14 protein-coding genes are annotated in these 15414 nt (G+C 60.1%); 9 read left to right on the top strand and 5 right to left on the bottom strand.

The features are described from left to right. Positions 1 to 9: 9 nt before the first annotated feature. From hrpA to AUP74_RS00545, 7 genes are all read left to right on the top strand, one after another. Positions 10 to 3951 carry an ATP-dependent RNA helicase HrpA gene (hrpA, locus tag AUP74_RS00575; RefSeq protein ID WP_069945846.1) on the top strand — a complete coding sequence of 1314 codons (3942 nt, stop codon included), beginning with the start codon at positions 10 to 12 and terminating at the stop codon, positions 3949 to 3951. Positions 3952 to 4326: 375 nt separating this feature from the next. After that, complete coding sequence (locus AUP74_RS00570; RefSeq protein WP_069945845.1) at positions 4327 to 4635, top strand: HvfA family oxazolone/thioamide-modified RiPP metallophore; 309 nt, start codon at positions 4327 to 4329, stop codon at positions 4633 to 4635. A gap of 104 nt (positions 4636 to 4739) precedes the next feature. Beyond that, complete coding sequence (locus AUP74_RS00565) at positions 4740 to 5597, top strand: HvfB family MNIO-type RiPP peptide maturase (RefSeq protein WP_069945844.1); 858 nt, start codon at positions 4740 to 4742, stop codon at positions 5595 to 5597. Then, positions 5581 to 6348: an HvfC family RiPP maturation protein gene (locus AUP74_RS00560; RefSeq protein WP_069945843.1), complete on the top strand. Its 768-nt coding sequence runs from the start codon at positions 5581 to 5583 to the stop codon at positions 6346 to 6348. Before AUP74_RS00565 ends, AUP74_RS00560 begins: the two co-directional genes overlap by 17 nt. Before the next feature lie 140 nt (positions 6349 to 6488). Continuing rightward, entirely contained in the window at positions 6489 to 7496 is a 1008-nt protein-coding gene (locus tag AUP74_RS00555) for an MlaA family lipoprotein (RefSeq protein ID WP_226999847.1), read from the top strand. A gap of 32 nt (positions 7497 to 7528) precedes the next feature. Continuing rightward, entirely contained in the window at positions 7529 to 8710 is a 1182-nt protein-coding gene (locus AUP74_RS00550) for a PP2C family protein-serine/threonine phosphatase (RefSeq protein ID WP_069945841.1), read from the top strand. 201 nt (positions 8711 to 8911) lie between these two features. Continuing rightward, positions 8912 to 9430, top strand: a complete 519-nt coding sequence (locus tag AUP74_RS00545; protein ID WP_069945840.1) for an STAS domain-containing protein — start codon at positions 8912 to 8914, stop codon at positions 9428 to 9430. A gap of 36 nt (positions 9431 to 9466) precedes the next feature. Here AUP74_RS00545 and AUP74_RS00540 read toward each other — a convergent pair whose 3' ends face one another. From AUP74_RS00540 to AUP74_RS00520, 5 genes are all read right to left on the bottom strand, one after another. Beyond that, positions 9467 to 9928: a tellurite resistance TerB family protein gene (locus tag AUP74_RS00540; protein ID WP_069945839.1), complete on the bottom strand. Its 462-nt coding sequence runs from the start codon at positions 9926 to 9928 to the stop codon at positions 9467 to 9469. Next, positions 9909 to 10886 carry a transaldolase gene (gene tal, locus AUP74_RS00535; protein WP_069945838.1) on the bottom strand — a complete coding sequence of 326 codons (978 nt, stop codon included), beginning with the start codon at positions 10884 to 10886 and terminating at the stop codon, positions 9909 to 9911. Before tal ends, AUP74_RS00540 begins: the two co-directional genes overlap by 20 nt. A gap of 62 nt (positions 10887 to 10948) precedes the next feature. Next, on the bottom strand, positions 10949 to 11962 hold the full coding sequence (gene dusA, locus AUP74_RS00530; protein WP_083260730.1) for a tRNA dihydrouridine(20/20a) synthase DusA: 1014 nt from the start codon (positions 11960 to 11962) through the stop codon (positions 10949 to 10951). Between the two features lie 124 nt (positions 11963 to 12086). Continuing rightward, entirely contained in the window at positions 12087 to 13292 is a 1206-nt protein-coding gene (locus tag AUP74_RS00525) for a glycerol-3-phosphate dehydrogenase/oxidase (RefSeq protein ID WP_069945837.1), read from the bottom strand. After that, a complete protein-coding gene (locus AUP74_RS00520; RefSeq protein WP_069945836.1) occupies positions 13276 to 13968 on the bottom strand; it encodes a glycerophosphodiester phosphodiesterase family protein in 693 nt (230 codons plus the stop codon). The genes AUP74_RS00525 and AUP74_RS00520 overlap by 17 nt, the downstream gene beginning before the upstream one ends. A gap of 268 nt (positions 13969 to 14236) precedes the next feature. Here AUP74_RS00520 and AUP74_RS00515 point away from each other — a divergent pair, with 268 nt between their 5' ends. Beyond that, a complete protein-coding gene (locus AUP74_RS00515; RefSeq protein ID WP_145924274.1) occupies positions 14237 to 14641 on the top strand; it encodes a hypothetical protein in 405 nt (134 codons plus the stop codon). Positions 14642 to 14700: 59 nt separating this feature from the next. Then, positions 14701 to 15411: a fimbria/pilus periplasmic chaperone gene (locus AUP74_RS00510; protein ID WP_069945834.1), complete on the top strand. Its 711-nt coding sequence runs from the start codon at positions 14701 to 14703 to the stop codon at positions 15409 to 15411. The last annotated feature ends 3 nt before the right edge of the window (positions 15412 to 15414 follow it).

Here is a 15414-nt window from a genome sequence, read left to right as displayed (position 1 = left end):
TTCCGGATTATGAGTCACAGCGAAGTCAATCAAGCCGGCAGGACACTGGATAGCGTCAGCGACGAGCTCGAACAGCGCCTCGAACGTTGTATGGGGCGTGATCGGTATCGCCTGCGCAAGACCCTGGCCAATGCACGCCGGCGAGTGAAAGCCGGCAAGCCAGCAGACCGGATGCTTGAGCAGCTCCAGCACGAGCTGCAGTCCTCCGAGGCGCTGGCCACTGCACGCCGGGAGAAACTGCCGACGATTACCTGGCCGGAGGCGCTGCCGGTGGTGGCGCGCCGCGAGGAGATCGCGGCGCTGATTGCCGACAACCAGGTTGTCGTTGTCGCGGGTGAAACCGGCTCCGGTAAGACCACCCAATTGCCCAAGATCTGCCTGGAGCTCGGCCGCGGTGTCTATGGCCAGATTGGGCACACCCAGCCGCGGCGAATTGCCGCGCGCACGGTCGCCAACCGCATTGCCGAGGAGCTCAATCAGCCCCTGGGGCACTCCGTTGGCTACCAGGTGCGCTTCACCGATCACAGTGACGAGCACACTCACGTCAAACTGATGACCGATGGTATTCTGCTGGCAGAGATCCAGCGGGACCCGCTGCTGAACAAGTACGATACCCTGATCATTGATGAGGCCCACGAACGCAGCCTCAACATCGACTTCCTGCTCGGCTATCTCAAAACCATCCTGCCGAAGCGCCCCGACCTCAAGCTGATCATTACCTCGGCCACCATCGACCTGGAAAAATTTTCCCGGCATTTCGACAACGCGCCGATCATTGAAGTCTCGGGTCGCACCTATCCGGTGGAAATCCACTATCGCCCGCCGGCGGACAGCGACGCTGACCTGAGCGAGCAGGTGATCGGGGCGGTGGAGGAGCTGCTGCACGAGGAAAAGAGCAGCGGCCGGCGGGGCGGTGACATTCTGGTGTTCATGAGCGGGGAACGGGAAATCCGCGAATGTGCCAAGGCGCTGCGAGATGCCCGGATCCCACAACTGGAAGTGCTACCACTCTATGCACGGCTCAGTCTCGCCGAACAAAACAAGGTTTTTCACGGTCACAAGGGCCGACGCATCGTGCTGGCCACCAACGTTGCGGAAACGTCCATCACCGTGCCCGGGATCCGCTATGTGATCGATCCCGGCACCGCGCGGGTGAGTCGCTACAGCTACCGCAGCAAGATCCAGCGCCTGCCGGTCGAGGCGATTTCCCAGGCCAGCGCCAACCAGCGCGCAGGCCGCTGTGGACGGGTCAGTGCGGGTGTCTGTGTGCGCCTCTACGAGGAGCGCGATTTCGAGCAGCGGCCCGAATTTACCGATGCGGAAATATTGCGCACTAACCTGGCGGCGGTGATCCTGCAGATGCTGCAATTGCGCATTGGCGATATCCGCGATTTTCCCTTTGTGGATCCTCCCGATGAGCGGCTGATCAACGATGGTTACAAGCTGCTGCAGGAGCTGCAGGCAGTGGATGCCGGGGGCAAGGTGACCCAATTTGGCCGGGCACTGTCCCGTTTGCCGCTGGATCCACGCCTTGGCCGAATGTTGATGGCGGCGGGGGACAACGACAGCCTGAGAGAGGTGTTGATCATCGTCAGCGCCCTGGCCGTGCAGGACCCGCGCGAGCGGCCTGCCGAGAAGCGCCAGGCTGCGGATGAGAAGCACCGCCAGTGGCAGCATGAGCAGTCCGACTTCGTGTCCTTCGTGCAGCTCTGGGATGCGTTTGAAGAGCAGCGTCAGGAACTGAGTCAGAATCAGTTGCGCAAGTGGTGCCAGAAAAACTACCTGTCCTGGCTACGCATGCGCGAATGGCGGGACATACACCATCAGCTGCGGGTGGCCACTCGCGAACTGAAGCTGAAGGAAAACCGCGAGCCGGCTTCCTATGAAGCGATTCACCGGGCAATCCTGCCGGGGCTCCTCGGCAATATCGGTGTGCGTGACGAGAACAAGGAATTCCTCGGCTGCCGCAACCGTCGCTTCCACATCTTTCCCGGCAGTGGCCAGTTCAAAAAACCACCCCGCTGGGTAGTGGCCGCACAGTTGCTGGAGACCAGCCGCCTGTTTGCGCACACCGTCGCCCGGATCGAGCCGGACTGGGCGCTGGCGGTGTCAGAGCACCTGGTCAAGCGCAGTTACTCCGAACCTCATTACGATGCCCGTGGTGGGCGCGTGATGGCGTTCGAGAAGGTAACCCTGTACGGCCTGGTGCTGGTTGAAAAGAAACGTATTCACTACGGCAAACTGAATCCGCAAGTGGCGCGCGAGGTTTTTATTCGCCAGGCACTTGTCGAGCAGCGTTATCGTGGCAAGGGACGGTTCTTCAAACACTACCGGGCACTGCTCGAAGAGCTGGAAGACCTGGAAGCCAAGTCCCGGCGGCGGGATATCGTCGTCGACGACGAGGTGATTTTCCGCTTCTTCGATGAGCGGCTGCCGGAGGAGATTGTCAATCTTGCCGGATTCGAGCACTGGCGCAAGCAGGCCGAATCCCGCGATCCCGAATTGTTGATGATCCCCCGTGACCTGCTGATGCAGCAGAGCGCAGATCATATCGGCGAGGCACAGTTCCCCGACAGTCTTCAGACTGGTGGTATCGAATTTCCGCTCAGTTATCACTTCGAGCCGGGCAGTGCCGAAGACGGGGTGAGTATCCGCGTGCCTGTGGCAGCGCTTCATCAGGTGCCTGAGGCGCGGCTGTCATGGCTGGTGCCGGGGCTTCTGCGCGATAAGTGCATTGCGCTGGTGAAAGGACTGCCCAAGCAGTGGCGTAAATACTTTGTACCAGTGCCGGCGGCGGTGGACAGGGCATTGCCGAGAATGAAGCCGGACAACACACCCCTGTGGCAAGTGCTGGCACTGGAGTTGAAGCGCCAGACGGCACAGGAACTTCCTGAGGAGGCCTGGGCGCGCGCTGAAGCCAGTCTGGAAGACTTCTACCGCTTTAATATCCAGGTGTCAGATGAGGCCGGAAAGCTGCTCGACCAGGGGCGTGACCTGTCGCTGTTGCAGGAGCGCTATCGGGATCGGGTGCAACGGGAAATCGCCACGGCCGGAGACGACTTCGAACGGGAGGGGATAATCGAGTGGGATTTCGGCGATCTGCCGGAGACCCATACGATGGATCAGGGCGGCCTCAAGATGCGGGCTTATCCCGCCCTTGAAGACAAGGGGGACAGCGTGGCCCTGCGGCTGCTGGACAACCCCGCCGAAGCGCGGCGTATCAGCCGCACCGGTATCTGTCGCCTGGCCCTGTTGCACCTGCCGGACAAAGTGAAATACCTGCGCAAAGAGCTGCTGCGCGGCAAGGAGCTGGGGCTCTCTGCCGCGGATCTGGGCCGTCGCGAGGAAGTCGCTGACGATATCATGTTGGCGGCAGCGAGAGAGTTGTTCTGGCCCGACGAACAGTGGCCGCGCTCTCAGGCGGACTTCAACGCTGCACTGCAGCGCGAGGGGGAGTTGGTAGAGGTTGCCCAGGAAATTGCCGCACTGTTGGTCAAGTCGCTCGGCGACCTGGTGCCGCTGCGCAAGGCGATCAAGCAACAGAAAAATCTCGCCGTGGCCATGGCCGTCGGTGATATTCAGCAGCAGCTGGCCGGACTCTTCTATCGCGGTTTCCTGTTCGATACGCCGCGGGAGTGGCTGCGCCAGTACGGTCGCTACCTCAAGGGGGTCTCCATGCGACTGGAAAAAGCGGCGCTGGATCCAAACCGTGACCGGCGCCTGCAGGCCGAATACCACGAGGCCGCGCAATCCTTCACGGATCTGCTCGCTCAGCACTCCTTCCGCGCGCTGATGGCTGAGCCGGCTCTGGTTCAGTACCGCTGGCTACTGGAGGAATTCCGTATCTCACTATTTGCCCAGTCTTTAAAGACCCTGATGCCGGTATCGGTGAAACGACTGCGGAAACAATGGCAGGAAATCGAGCAGGCTGGCCTGCGTTTCTCCTCGTAAGCCACCTGGTAGGACGCCCGCTGGAGGTGTTGGGCGTCTGCTGTTTCCCGGCGCCAGTCACCTTTTTGCCCCCAGTTACCGCCGCCGGTCGGATCAGACTGGGCTCTGCTAGCTATGCGCGGGTGTATAAAATGTGATCACCTCTCGGTCGGAATTGAATAAAAAGCACGACCACTGTAACAACCACCGCTCAATAACGACTATTCGGCTGAGAACCGCTTAACGAAATGCCTTTTTTGAGGCAACTTTACTGATACGTTGCGGGTCTCAGTGCGTAACCGCTTATGGACCGGGCGCATTATACTGCCGTGAAGGCGGTTGAAAGCTCCGCCACGGTGTCAGTAAGACTTTAGGGTATCTAAAAGGAGAATTGTTATGAACAAGAAGAATGTACCGCTTGCAGCTGCCGTTGGCGCCGCTTTCCTGGCATCTGCCTCCGTGAACGTATCTGCCGGTATCGTCAATGATGCCAACCCTTTCGCTGCTGAAGAACTGTCTTCGGGTTACAACCTTGCCATGTTGAGTGAGGAAGGTTCCGACGACAAGAAGAAGGAAGGCAAGTGCGGCGAAGGTAAATGCGGCGAAGAAGGCAAGAAAAAAGAAGGTAAGTGCGGCGAAGGTAAGTGCGGCGAAGAAGGCAAGAAAAAAGAAGGCAAGTGTGGCGAAGGTAAGTGCGGCGGGTAATCCTGTCGCCATGATGTGACCGGGGGCATATCGCTCCCGGTCTTTTGCCTGCTTTGAATTTTCCCGGATCTATATTGCCGTTGTCATAGGGTCGAGCACCAGTCATGAAAATCGCCGAGCACAGAGTATTTCCCGTCGAAGGTGCGGGCCTCGGGCTTCGCCGATCCATGATGGGTGAGGTTGTTTCGCCGGAACATATCGACTTTCTCGAGGTGGCGCCGGAGAACTGGATCGGCGTGGGAGGGCGGTTCGGCCGCTGGCTGCGCGAGCACACAGAGCGGTTCCCGTTTGTGATACATGGATTATCCCTGTCCATTGGTTCCCCTGCACCGCTGGATATGGATCTGGTGCGAGCCGTAAAAGCCTTCATGCGTGAGCACGGTATCCGTTGCTACAGCGAGCACTTGAGTTACTGCTCTGACCACGGACACCTGTACGACCTGTTGCCAATTCCCTTTACCGAGGATGCGGTGCGGTATGTGGCAGAGCGTATTTCCAGGGTGCAGGAAACCCTGGGCCAGCGTATCGCCATGGAGAATGTCTCCTATTACGCGGCACCGGGCCGCGAAATGTCTGAACTCGATTTCATTAATGCGGTGTTGCAGGAAGCGGACTGCGATCTTCTCCTGGACGTCAACAACATCTACGTTAACAGCATCAATCATCAGTACGACGCACTTGAGTTTCTGCAGGGGCTGCCTGGTGAGCGTATTGCGTATGTTCACGTAGCAGGGCACTACGATGAAGCGGAGGACCTCAAGGTCGATACGCACGGTGCACCTGTAATCGACCCGGTATGGCAACTGCTGGAAGAGGCTTACCGGCTTCACGGCCCTCTGCCTACTTTGCTGGAGCGCGACTTCAATATTCCGCCGCTGCCAAAACTGTTTGAAGAGGTGGCCCATATCCGTGACATCCAGGCCGCGGTCCAGCCGGAGGTGGTTTATGCACGGGGCCACTGAAAACCAGACCGACTTCCAGCGAATCCAGCGCGATTTTGCCGCCCATCTGCGCCACCCAAGAGAGCATGCGCCGCCGGCGGAAATTGAAGATCGCCGTCTCGCCATCTACCGGGATCTTATCTACAACAACATCGAATCTTTTATCGCCAGCGGTTTTCCGGTCTTGCGCAAGCTCTACAGCGATAGCGACTGGCATGCCATGGTGCGAGACTTCGTGCATCTTCACGCGTCACGGAGCCCCTACTTTCTGCAGATCAGTGAAGAGTTCCTTCATTATTTGCAGAATGAGCGTGAGGCCCACCCCTGCGATCCGCCTTTCCTTCTGGAGCTGGCCCATTACGAGTGGGTGGAGCTCGCGTTGGATGTCAGTGATGCCGAGATCCCCGGGGGGCTCAGCCGTGAGGGCGATGTACTCGCTTCGATCCCGGTTGTCTCACCACTGGTGTGGAGCCTGAGTTATCGGTTCCCGGTGCATCAAATTGGTCCCGCCTTCCAGCCCGAGGAACCGCCGGAGGCACCCACGTTCCTGCTTGTGTACCGTGATCGCAGCGAGGAAGTGGGCTTCATGGAGACCAATGCCGTTACCGCCCGGCTGTTACAGCTGGCCCAGGCCGAGGCGTTGCCCGGGCGCGACCTGCTGCTCGCACTTGCCGAAGAAATGCACCATCCGGAGCCGGAAGTGCTGGTGCAGTTTGGCCAAGACCTGCTGGAAAAGCTCCTTCGCGCCGGTATCGTCGCCGGTTTGCGCTGACCCTGACCTCAGGCAGCATCGAAAAAATGGGTGCTTTTGACCGAAAAAACAGGCCGGCTGCTATGCTGCCAAGGGTGGCTCCCGCTTCCCTCGGGCGGTAAAATCTTTCCACCTTCATGATTTGTCACAGGAGCAGGGTTTTGCTGGGACGCACAAAGAGTTTGCCCTCGCTGACGCTATCGGTACTGCTGGTATTGCCGTTTGCCGCTTTGGGGCAGGATGACCCCTTTGCCGAGGTTCCGCCCGAGAATCTGCCGGTCGAGGAACCGGCGAGCACTTCAGGCGGTGAGAATGGTGCCGCGGATGCGGGCGCCGGAGATGCTGAGGCAGCCTCCGACGGAGAAGCAGCGGCGGAAAGCGCTACCACAGGGGACGCTGGCGGTTCTCTTGAAGACGAGTATGGCTTCGATCCCGCAGCAGAGTTCGGTGGCGAGCAGGATTCTGCCAAGCAGGATCCGTGGGAGGATGTGAATCGCGCCATCTTCCGCTTTAATGACACCGCGGACCGCTGGGTTCTGAAACCACTGGCGGTGACTTACCGTGAGGTGACCCCGATTTTTATGCAGCACGGGGTGAGCAATTTTTACGGCAACCTGCGCGAAGTTACCAATTCCCTCAACAGTGCCCTGCAGTGGAAGTGGGGGCAGGCCGGCAATGATGCCGGGCGCTTCCTCATCAACACCACGGTTGGCGTGGTCGGCCTGTTCGACGTGGCTCAGCGCTGGGGGCTCGAACCCAATGACGGCGAGGACTTCGGCCAGACCCTGGCGGTCTGGGGCGTGCCCGCGGGGCCCTACGTCGTGCTTCCGTTCCTGGGGCCCTCCACGGTAAGGGATGTTCCCGGCCGCTGGGTAGATATCTATACCGATCCCATTTATTACATCGATCACAATCCCACTGAGTATGCTTTCCGCTTTGCGGATCTGGTGCAGACCCGTGCCAGCTTCCTACGGACTGAATCGTTACTGCAGGGAGATCGATACGTACTGCTGCGCGATGCCTATCTGCAGCGCCGTGAATTCCTGATCAAAGACGGGGCTTCCTCTACCGATGACGATTTCGGTGCAGAGGAGACCAGTGACGAGACGGAAGACGGAGAGGAAGGTGCGGCGGAAACGGATAGCGAAGCCGATCCCTTTGCCTTCTAAAAAAATAAAAATGAACAAATTGGGCTGACCCCATGGGCGAGCGCCAGTCACTGCTGTTGATCGAGGCCGACCAGCCTTCCCGCGATTTTGTCAGGCAGTCTCTTGTAAGGCAGGGCTTCTCGGTGACGCTGGCACAAAGTGGCCTGGAGGGTATTGGTCAGTTCGCCCCCGGCCTCTTCATGCTAGTGGTGACTGACTTGCACCTGCCCGATATGGGGGGGCTGGAAGTCCTGCGCAAGATCAAACAGGCCTCACCGGAAACCCCCGTGGTCGTGCTGGCATCCAACAGTGAAGTCAGCGATGTGGTGCAGGCGCTGCGGCTCGGCGCCAGCGACTACCTGCTCAAACCCATCGAAGACGAAGCGGTCATCGAGCACGCCGTCTCCCGCATTACCGACGCCCAGAAAATGGCACGAGAGAATCGCGACTATCGCGAGGCACTGGAGCGGCGTAATCGTGAGCTGCGGGATCACGTCGAGGTGCTGCAGCGGGATCAGGAGGCGGGTCGCCTATTGCAGCAGCACCTGCTGCCCAGAACGCCTTACCAGTATCCTGCGGGTATCGAGGCCGCTTACCGCCTGGTGCCCTCGCTATTTCTCAGTGGCGACTTTATCGATTACGGCCTCTTCGGCGAGCGCTTTGTGGCCTTTTATCTGGTGGACGTTTCTGGTCACGGGGTGTCTTCGGCGCTGGTTACGGCTCTGATCAAGCACAGCATCATGCACCTGCTGCGGGAGCGGCCACTTTTCACGCACCTGGATACGCTTCACGACGACCTGTTGGATATCTTGCAGACCATCAACCGGGAACTGTTGTCCACCCGGCTCGACAAGCATGCCACTATGTTCGTGGGGGCGATCGACAGCCGTGCTCGCAAGTTGCATTACGCGGTGGCCGGCCAGGTGCCGACGCCGGCGCTGGTGACCAACCAGGGTGCCGAATGGTTGCCAGGCAAGGGCCGACCGCTCGGGCTTTTTGAGCGGGGAAACTGGCAGGTGCTCGAGGCGACGCTGCCCAGTAGCTGGAGTCTGGTGGCCTGTTCAGACGGTGTGCTGGAACTTTTCAGTGGCGATTTGCTGGAGCGGGAGCAGGAGCTACTGAGTGCGATCAATGCCAGCCGGGGCGATCTCGACAGCCTGTGCTCGGCGCTGCATGTGGATACGTCGGAGCCGCTGCCCGACGACGTCACCATCCTCACCCTGCGCCAGAGTTGATCTGTGCTGACTGGTTGGTCCGCAAAGGGGCGGGCAAAGTCTTGTCACTCCCCGGCCGCAGGAGTAAGCTCCGCCCGATTTGTAATCAAAAGTGCGGTATCCGCCAACTGGCGCGAGTGATACTGCTCTGACCCAATGTGAACTTTCGCCACTTCTGTAGTGATCGCAGCGCGCGGCACGGCGGAGGTGCCAGAGGTTGTTATGCAGTCCGGGCAAATAATGGTCGGTGCCCACGAGGGTATCTACGTCATCAAGCTGATTGGCGATGTGCGACTCAATCTGTGCACTTCGTTCGATAACTTTATCGACAGCATGTTTCAGCACGATGACTTCAACGATGTCGTTTTTGACCTCCACGGGGCAAAGGGCGTCGACAGCACAACCCTCGGGCTGATGGCCAAGATCGCCATTCGTGCCCTGGAGCGCGGCTGTGAAAAACCGTTGGTGTTGACCACTGATCAGGGGATTCACCACCTGCTCGATGCGATGGGCTTTGACGCACTGATTGAAGTCAGTGAAGAGCACCGCGATTACGCCGCAGAACCGGAACCTCTCAAGTGCAAGACACCTGATGAGTGCGCGGCACGGGAGAAAGTGCTCGAGGCACACCGGGTGCTGATGAGCATGAACGAGCACAACGCCGAGACCTTCCGCGATCTGGTCCACACCCTCGAGCGGGAGTGCGACCCTCTCGACAGCCCTTCCACACGCATGCACTGATGCCCGCAGCGGCTCTTCGACCGCTGTCTGTTATCCCTATTTCAACTTGCCCATCTCCCGGGCCTCAGCCCGTGCCCGGGTAAAGAGTCCATGGGGCAGGTAGATGAGATCCGCCACGCGGCGGATCAGGTGTTCTTCGAAGGGTTCGATGGTGCCGTCTGCCAGGGCTACCTGCCACATTTGCCGCACCAGTAGGTATTTATTCTGGTCGTCAAACTCCCGATTCACTGTCTGGGTGAATTCGTACAGGGAGGTGGCATCTTCACGGTGGCTGAGCGCCTCCTCCACCAGTTCGCTGGCTTCAGCGGCTTCCAGGCGGTAGTGCTGCTGGAGCACCGCAGCCAGGGTTTCCCGTTCCCGTTCATCCAGATTGTGGTCCACCGTGGCTACTTCAGCCAGAAGAGCCGCGCTGATCACGCGCAGGTCACTGGCATCGCGTTTCTCGATGTCCTCGCTTTCGCCGATCTGCTCGAACAGTTTACGAATTTGTCGCAGCATCGCTGGTTGCGCGCTCCTTCGCCTGTTGCAGGAGCAGCTGCTCCAGTTGCTCCTGGTCGTGGACAAAGTTGCGGATGCCCTCTGCCAGTTTTTCGGTGGCCATGGCGTCCGCATTCAGCTGGTAGCGGAACTCCGCCTCCGTCAGTGCCTGCCGGGGGCGCTCCTCCGGAGCAACCCGGTCCGGTAGGCCGCTCGCCAGGGTACCGGAATCCTCCTCCAGGGCCTGCAACAACTGCGGGCTGATGGTGAGGCGGTCGCAACCGGCCAGGGCCTCGATTTCACCAGTGTTGCGGAAGCTTGCGCCCATCACGACCGTGTCATAGCCACGGGACTTGTAGTACTGGTAGATGCCTTGCACCGAGGCCACACCGGGATCGTCAGCTGCGGTAAAGTCCCTGCCACTGCTGGCCTTGTGCCAGTCCAGGATGCGGCCCACGAAAGGGGAGATCAGGGTTACGCCGGCCTCGGCGCAGGCTACCGCCTGGCAGAAGCTGAACAGTAGCGTCAGGTTGCAGTGGATTCCCTCGCGCTCGAGGATGCTGGCGGCGGTGATGCCCTCCCAGGTGGAGGCAACCTTGATCAGTACCCGCTCGCGGTCGATATCTGCCTGTTCGTACAAGTGGATCAGCTGTCGTGCGTACTCCACCGTGGCGCGGGTGTCGAACGAGAGGCGCGCATCGACCTCTGTAGACACCACGCCGGGGACAATATCCAGAATCTCGGCACCGATGGCTACGGCGAGCTTCATCGCCGCCAGCCGGCCGCGTTCACCGCGGTGTCGATCCGCCCACGCCAGGGCATCTACCAGATAGGGTTGGTATTGGGGTAGCTGGGCGGCCTTGTAAAGAAGTGAGGGGTTGGTAGTGGCATCGTGGGGGCGATAGCGCCGGATTGCCTCGATATCGCCGGTATCGGCCACCACCAGGCTGCGTTGCCGCAATTGTTCCAGTTTGTTCATCTCACTTCCTTAAATTTATTTATCTGCGGAATCCAACAAATCCACTCACTTTCAACGCGGGGTCAGGCTGCCTGGGTGACGAGTGAAAGGGCGTCACGCATGACCTCCGGACCGGCACCGGGCTTGTGGGCGTTTTCGCTCAGGTGACGCCGAAAGCGCCGTGCGCCAGGCACCCCCTGGAAGAGCCCGAGCATATGCCGGCTGATGTAGTTTAGGCGCTGCCCACGGCTCATCTCGCGCTCTATGTAGGGCAGCATTTGCTCCACCACCTCCACCGGAGAAGGGCCGGGTTCATCACCGAAGAGACGGCTATCCACTTCCGCCAGTAATACCGGGTTCTGATAGGCCGCGCGCCCCAGCATAACACCGTCCAGTTCCTGCAAATGCTGTTCGCATTCTTCCAGAGAATTGATACCGCCATTCAGCACGATTTCCAGCTCCGGGAAGTCACGCTTGAGCTGGTAGACCATGTCGTATTTCAGCGGTGGTATCTCCCGGTTCTCCTTTGGACTGAGGCCGTTTAGCCAGGCCTTGCGAGCGTGCACGATGAAGGTGTCGATACCGACCCCCGCCTGTGCCTCCACGAAGGCAGTCAGGCCGGCGTAGTCCTCCATATCGTCGATGCCGATCCGGTGCTTGACGGTAACCGGGATAGAGACAGCCTCGCGCATGGCAGCAAGGCAATCAGCGACCAGTTTCGGCTCGGCCATCAGGCAGGCGCCGAAGCGTCCGGACTGCACCCGGTCACTGGGGCAGCCGCAGTTCAGGTTGACCTCGCTGTAGCCCCACTGCTCGGCCAGCTGCGCGCACTGCGCCAGTTCTTTGGGATCACTGCCGCCGAGCTGCAGGGCGACCGGCTGCTCCTCGGGGCTGAAGTTCAGGTGTCGCTCCCGGTCACCGAACAGCAGCGCACCTGTGGTGACCATCTCCGTATACAGGGTGGCCCGCTTGGTCAGGAGACGCCAGAAATAACGGCAGTGACGGTCGCTCCAGTCCATCAGCGGCGCGGTGCAGAACCGATGGGAGACGGCCTTTGATTTGGCGTTTTCGGGCGGTGTGATGGGGGAGTCGGGCATACAAACAGTGTGTTCGGTACAGCAAAAAATGTCCGCGCATTATAGGGGAAGGGCCCCATTGCCCGTAACCAGCAAGGTGCGGGAACCTCGGAACCAGTCGCCGCTGCCTCGGGCTTTCAGATTTCTAGTGATTTTCCTTTTCAGAGCGGCTGGTAGTGGCCGATGCGGCGGGTTCGCCTGATTGCTCGCTCTCAGGCGCTTCCAGTGTCGGGCGCAGGGTCTTGACGATTTTTCGCGCCGTGGCCCGGTAGCTGGTGAGCTTGCCGCCGGCGACGGCGAGCACCCTTGGTCGCCGAGGATCGTCGCAGCAGATCAGCGTATCCCGCGGCCGCGTGAAAGGTGAGTCTTTCGACTGTGGCAATACCCGCAGCCCTGCCCAGCTGTCACAGATATCCTTGCCGCGCAGCTGCCGCGTCTGGGGGAAGTAACGTTGCACCGTGTGCAGCAGGTACTGCTCTTCTTCCAGTGTTGGTGCCACATCGCGCGGGTCGCCCCGGTAACTGCGCTCGGTGGTGCCCACCAGGGTCTGGCCCTGCCAGGGCATCACAAAAACCGCGCGTCCGTCCTCCGCCTCGACATAAAAAATCTTGTTGCCAAGGGACATGGGCAGTTCGATATGGGTGCCGGCGACAAGATCCAGCGCTGGCAAGGGGGCCTGGGGCGAGCAGCGGTCATTGGTATTGCTCACCCAGGGACCGCTGCAATTCACCAGCACCCGGGCACGCAACGTATTCAGCTGACCGTCCGCCACATAGTCCACACGCATACCCTGGCCGGTGAGCTCGGCACCGACGAGACTGCCGGGACAGATCAACTGCGCGCCCCTGGCAACGGCGGATTCCACCACATTGCGCGTCAGCGCGGCGTCGTCGGTCTGCGCATCGTAGTAGCGGTAAACGGCGATGAGATCCTCTTGGATCAGGCCGGAAAGCTGTTCCCACTCACTACGGGGGATGGCGCGGAAGCGAGACTGGCCGCTGATGACGCCCGCCAGCAGGGCGTAAACTGTCAGGCCCAGTCGCACCGTCCACGGGGAGCGGCGGCTGTGACGGTAGACGGGGATATAAAACGGCACCATGCGCACCAGCTGTGGTTTGTTGGCCAACAGCCAGCGGCGTTCCCTCAGGCATTCGTAAACCAGGTGAAACTGGCCGCTCTCCAGATAGCGAAGTCCACCGTGAATCAGTTTTGATGAGCGGGAGGAAGTGGCGGCGGCGATGCCAATCTGCTCGAGTATCGCCACCCGGTACCCGGCCTCCGACAGCGCCTCTGCAGCCCCGGCCCCCTGAATGCCGGCGCCAACCACCAGGGCATCAAAATCCGTAGACATCGCTTGCTTCTCGGGAGCGCATCAGCAGCGACAGGTTGCCGGTGAGGATATGGTGGGCGCCACGGGCGCGCCACTCGACCGCCTCTTGTGCCGAGTTCACTTCATAGACCACCCACTGCCAGGGCCCGGGGGGCAGTTCGGCACAGTCGACGCTGCTGTCACGGATCAGCAGATAGTCCGGGGCCAGAGTCAGAACCTCGATCGACAGACACTGGACGATACTGTCCAGCTTCAGCGCCACCTGATGGCAACCAATGCTGCGGGCCAGGCGCAGGCTGCGGCAATCACTGGTGAGCAGGGCGAAAGAATCGCTCTGGTGGCGCAATCGCCGGGCCACGGCCTCCACCGCCTGCTCGGCGCCGACGCTCTTCAGGGTCTTGTCCTGCAGCTCAATAAACCAATCCAGGTGCCGGTGTCGCCCTGCCCAGTCCAGTAACTGCGCAAAGGTGTTCATGGGCAGCTGGCGCAGGTCCCGGTCGCTGATCTTGTGCAGTGGTTTGGCTCTCCGAGTATCGGGTAGCCTGAGGTTAGGCTGGGCGAAGCACCAGGGAGTGCCCTCGGCGCTGAACTGAACCTGGGACTGGATCGCGCAGGCCCCCAGGCTGTGAGCGCCCTCGAAGGCGGCGATGGTGTTTTCCGGTTGGCGGCTGGTGTCGCCACGGTGCGCTATCAGCATTGAGTCGATCCGTTCTGCGGGCGTTATTGTGCTTTCGGAGCGCACGCTATGCCCGCGTCGGCGCCCATCACAACAAACTGAACACTTGTTGATACTCCGCAGTAATGCCCTGTGCCGGTGAAGGTCGTGGGCCGCGGCCATACAGGAAAAATAGTCGCTGCAAGCGCGCTTGCAAGGCGGCCGGGCAGTAAAAACCGGTGTGGCTCTGACCGTCGCCAGTCGCCCGGTCCCTCCGGTCTACACTGGCTTGGGGGGCAGCCATACCGCGGTGGCCATCAGCGGTCTGAGGTTTGTTGTGAGCGCTTCAAAACAGGATGTTCGCCGGACGCTGTTTCTCTCCATCTTGCTGGGTTTGTGGCCCTGGCACCTGGCGGTTGGTGAAGCCTCGACCGCCTCGGCATCGGCCCGTATCACCCTCCACATTTTGCCGCGTGCAGAGTTGCAGCGAACAACCACCACGACAGAAACCCGGCTGTGCCTGTATCGGCAACCCACTGAGCGTTACCGGGTTGAGGTGCGTGAAAAAGACCGTGACAACGCTGACGTCCTGATAGGGATCTTTGCAGGCGGGCGAGGGGCGTACTGCCTGCCGGTCAGTGGGGGTGGGGGCGGCTCAAAGACTGCTGCTGAGGCTGGGGATGGCGAAATCGAGATCCTTGTTGTTGCGCAGTAGTTGTTTCCCCTTCGGGGCCCTTTAGAATGGGGCTTTGAGTGACAAACGATTAGAGCCTGATGAGAAAGCCAGTTTCCCGTAGCCTCTCCTTCCTGATCGCATTGCTGTTAGCCACTGCCGCGGCTCCGTCGCTGGCGGCGATGGCACTGGACAAGATCATTGTTTACCTGGATGACGTACCCAATGCTCGGGATGACATCGTGGTGAGCAACCCGGACGCAGAGAACCTGTATCTGCAGACTGAAATCTACCGGGTGGACAACCCGGGCACTGCGGAAGAAAAGCGTGTGCGCGTGGTGGACCCGCGGGAATTCAAATTGCTTGTCAGCCCCTCCAAAGCCGTCATTGGCCCAGGTGAGCAGAAGCGGTTCCGCTTGATGTCACTGGAGCGGAACCTCGAGACCGAAAAAGTCTACCGGGTAACATTCAAGCCGGTGGTGGGTGATCTCAAGACCGACCGCACGGCATTGAAGATTCTGGTGGCTTATCAGGCGCTGGTTTTCGTGCAGCCGCAAGAAGGGAAATTTGACCTGGCGCTGGAAAGTGACGGTGACAAGTGGCAGTTGCGTAACAGCGGAAATATCAACGTGGAAATCGCCAGTGCGCAGTCTTGTGCAGAGGACGATACCTGCTCTGATCTCGACCTGTCCGGACGGATCTATGCCGGTACTGCGTTGCCTGTGGAAACCGAGCTGAGCGGGGGCTATTTATCCCTGCTGACCCGCTCTGCAGGCAATACAGAAAAAATCCGCGTGCCATTTCCACAATAAGAA

It is taken from the genome of Microbulbifer aggregans, from assembly GCF_001750105.1.
GTDB classification, from domain to species: Bacteria; Pseudomonadota; Gammaproteobacteria; order Pseudomonadales; family Cellvibrionaceae; genus Microbulbifer; species Microbulbifer aggregans.
Note: the sequence above shows the minus strand (reverse complement) of the source record. Positions and strands in the feature narration are given on the sequence as shown.

What these genes read in the sequence shown, in the direction of transcription:
- hrpA (WP_069945846.1), top strand. Translation starts at nt 10, where the DNA reads ATGAGTCACAGCGAAGTCAATCAAGCCGGCAGGACACTGGATAGCGTC.
- AUP74_RS00570 (WP_069945845.1), top strand. Translation starts at nt 4,327, where the DNA reads ATGAACAAGAAGAATGTACCGCTTGCAGCTGCCGTTGGCGCCGCTTTC.
- AUP74_RS00565 (WP_069945844.1), top strand. Translation starts at nt 4,740, where the DNA reads ATGAAAATCGCCGAGCACAGAGTATTTCCCGTCGAAGGTGCGGGCCTC.
- AUP74_RS00560 (WP_069945843.1), top strand. Translation starts at nt 5,581, where the DNA reads ATGCACGGGGCCACTGAAAACCAGACCGACTTCCAGCGAATCCAGCGC.
- AUP74_RS00550 (WP_069945841.1), top strand. Translation starts at nt 7,529, where the DNA reads ATGGGCGAGCGCCAGTCACTGCTGTTGATCGAGGCCGACCAGCCTTCC.
- AUP74_RS00545 (WP_069945840.1), top strand. Translation starts at nt 8,912, where the DNA reads ATGCAGTCCGGGCAAATAATGGTCGGTGCCCACGAGGGTATCTACGTC.
- AUP74_RS00540 (WP_069945839.1), bottom strand. Translation starts at nt 9,928, where the DNA reads ATGCTGCGACAAATTCGTAAACTGTTCGAGCAGATCGGCGAAAGCGAG.
- tal (WP_069945838.1), bottom strand. Translation starts at nt 10,886, where the DNA reads ATGAACAAACTGGAACAATTGCGGCAACGCAGCCTGGTGGTGGCCGAT.
- dusA (WP_083260730.1), bottom strand. Translation starts at nt 11,962, where the DNA reads ATGCCCGACTCCCCCATCACACCGCCCGAAAACGCCAAATCAAAGGCC.
- AUP74_RS00525 (WP_069945837.1), bottom strand. Translation starts at nt 13,292, where the DNA reads ATGTCTACGGATTTTGATGCCCTGGTGGTTGGCGCCGGCATTCAGGGG.
- AUP74_RS00520 (WP_069945836.1), bottom strand. Translation starts at nt 13,968, where the DNA reads ATGCTGATAGCGCACCGTGGCGACACCAGCCGCCAACCGGAAAACACC.
- AUP74_RS00510 (WP_069945834.1), top strand. Translation starts at nt 14,701, where the DNA reads ATGAGAAAGCCAGTTTCCCGTAGCCTCTCCTTCCTGATCGCATTGCTG.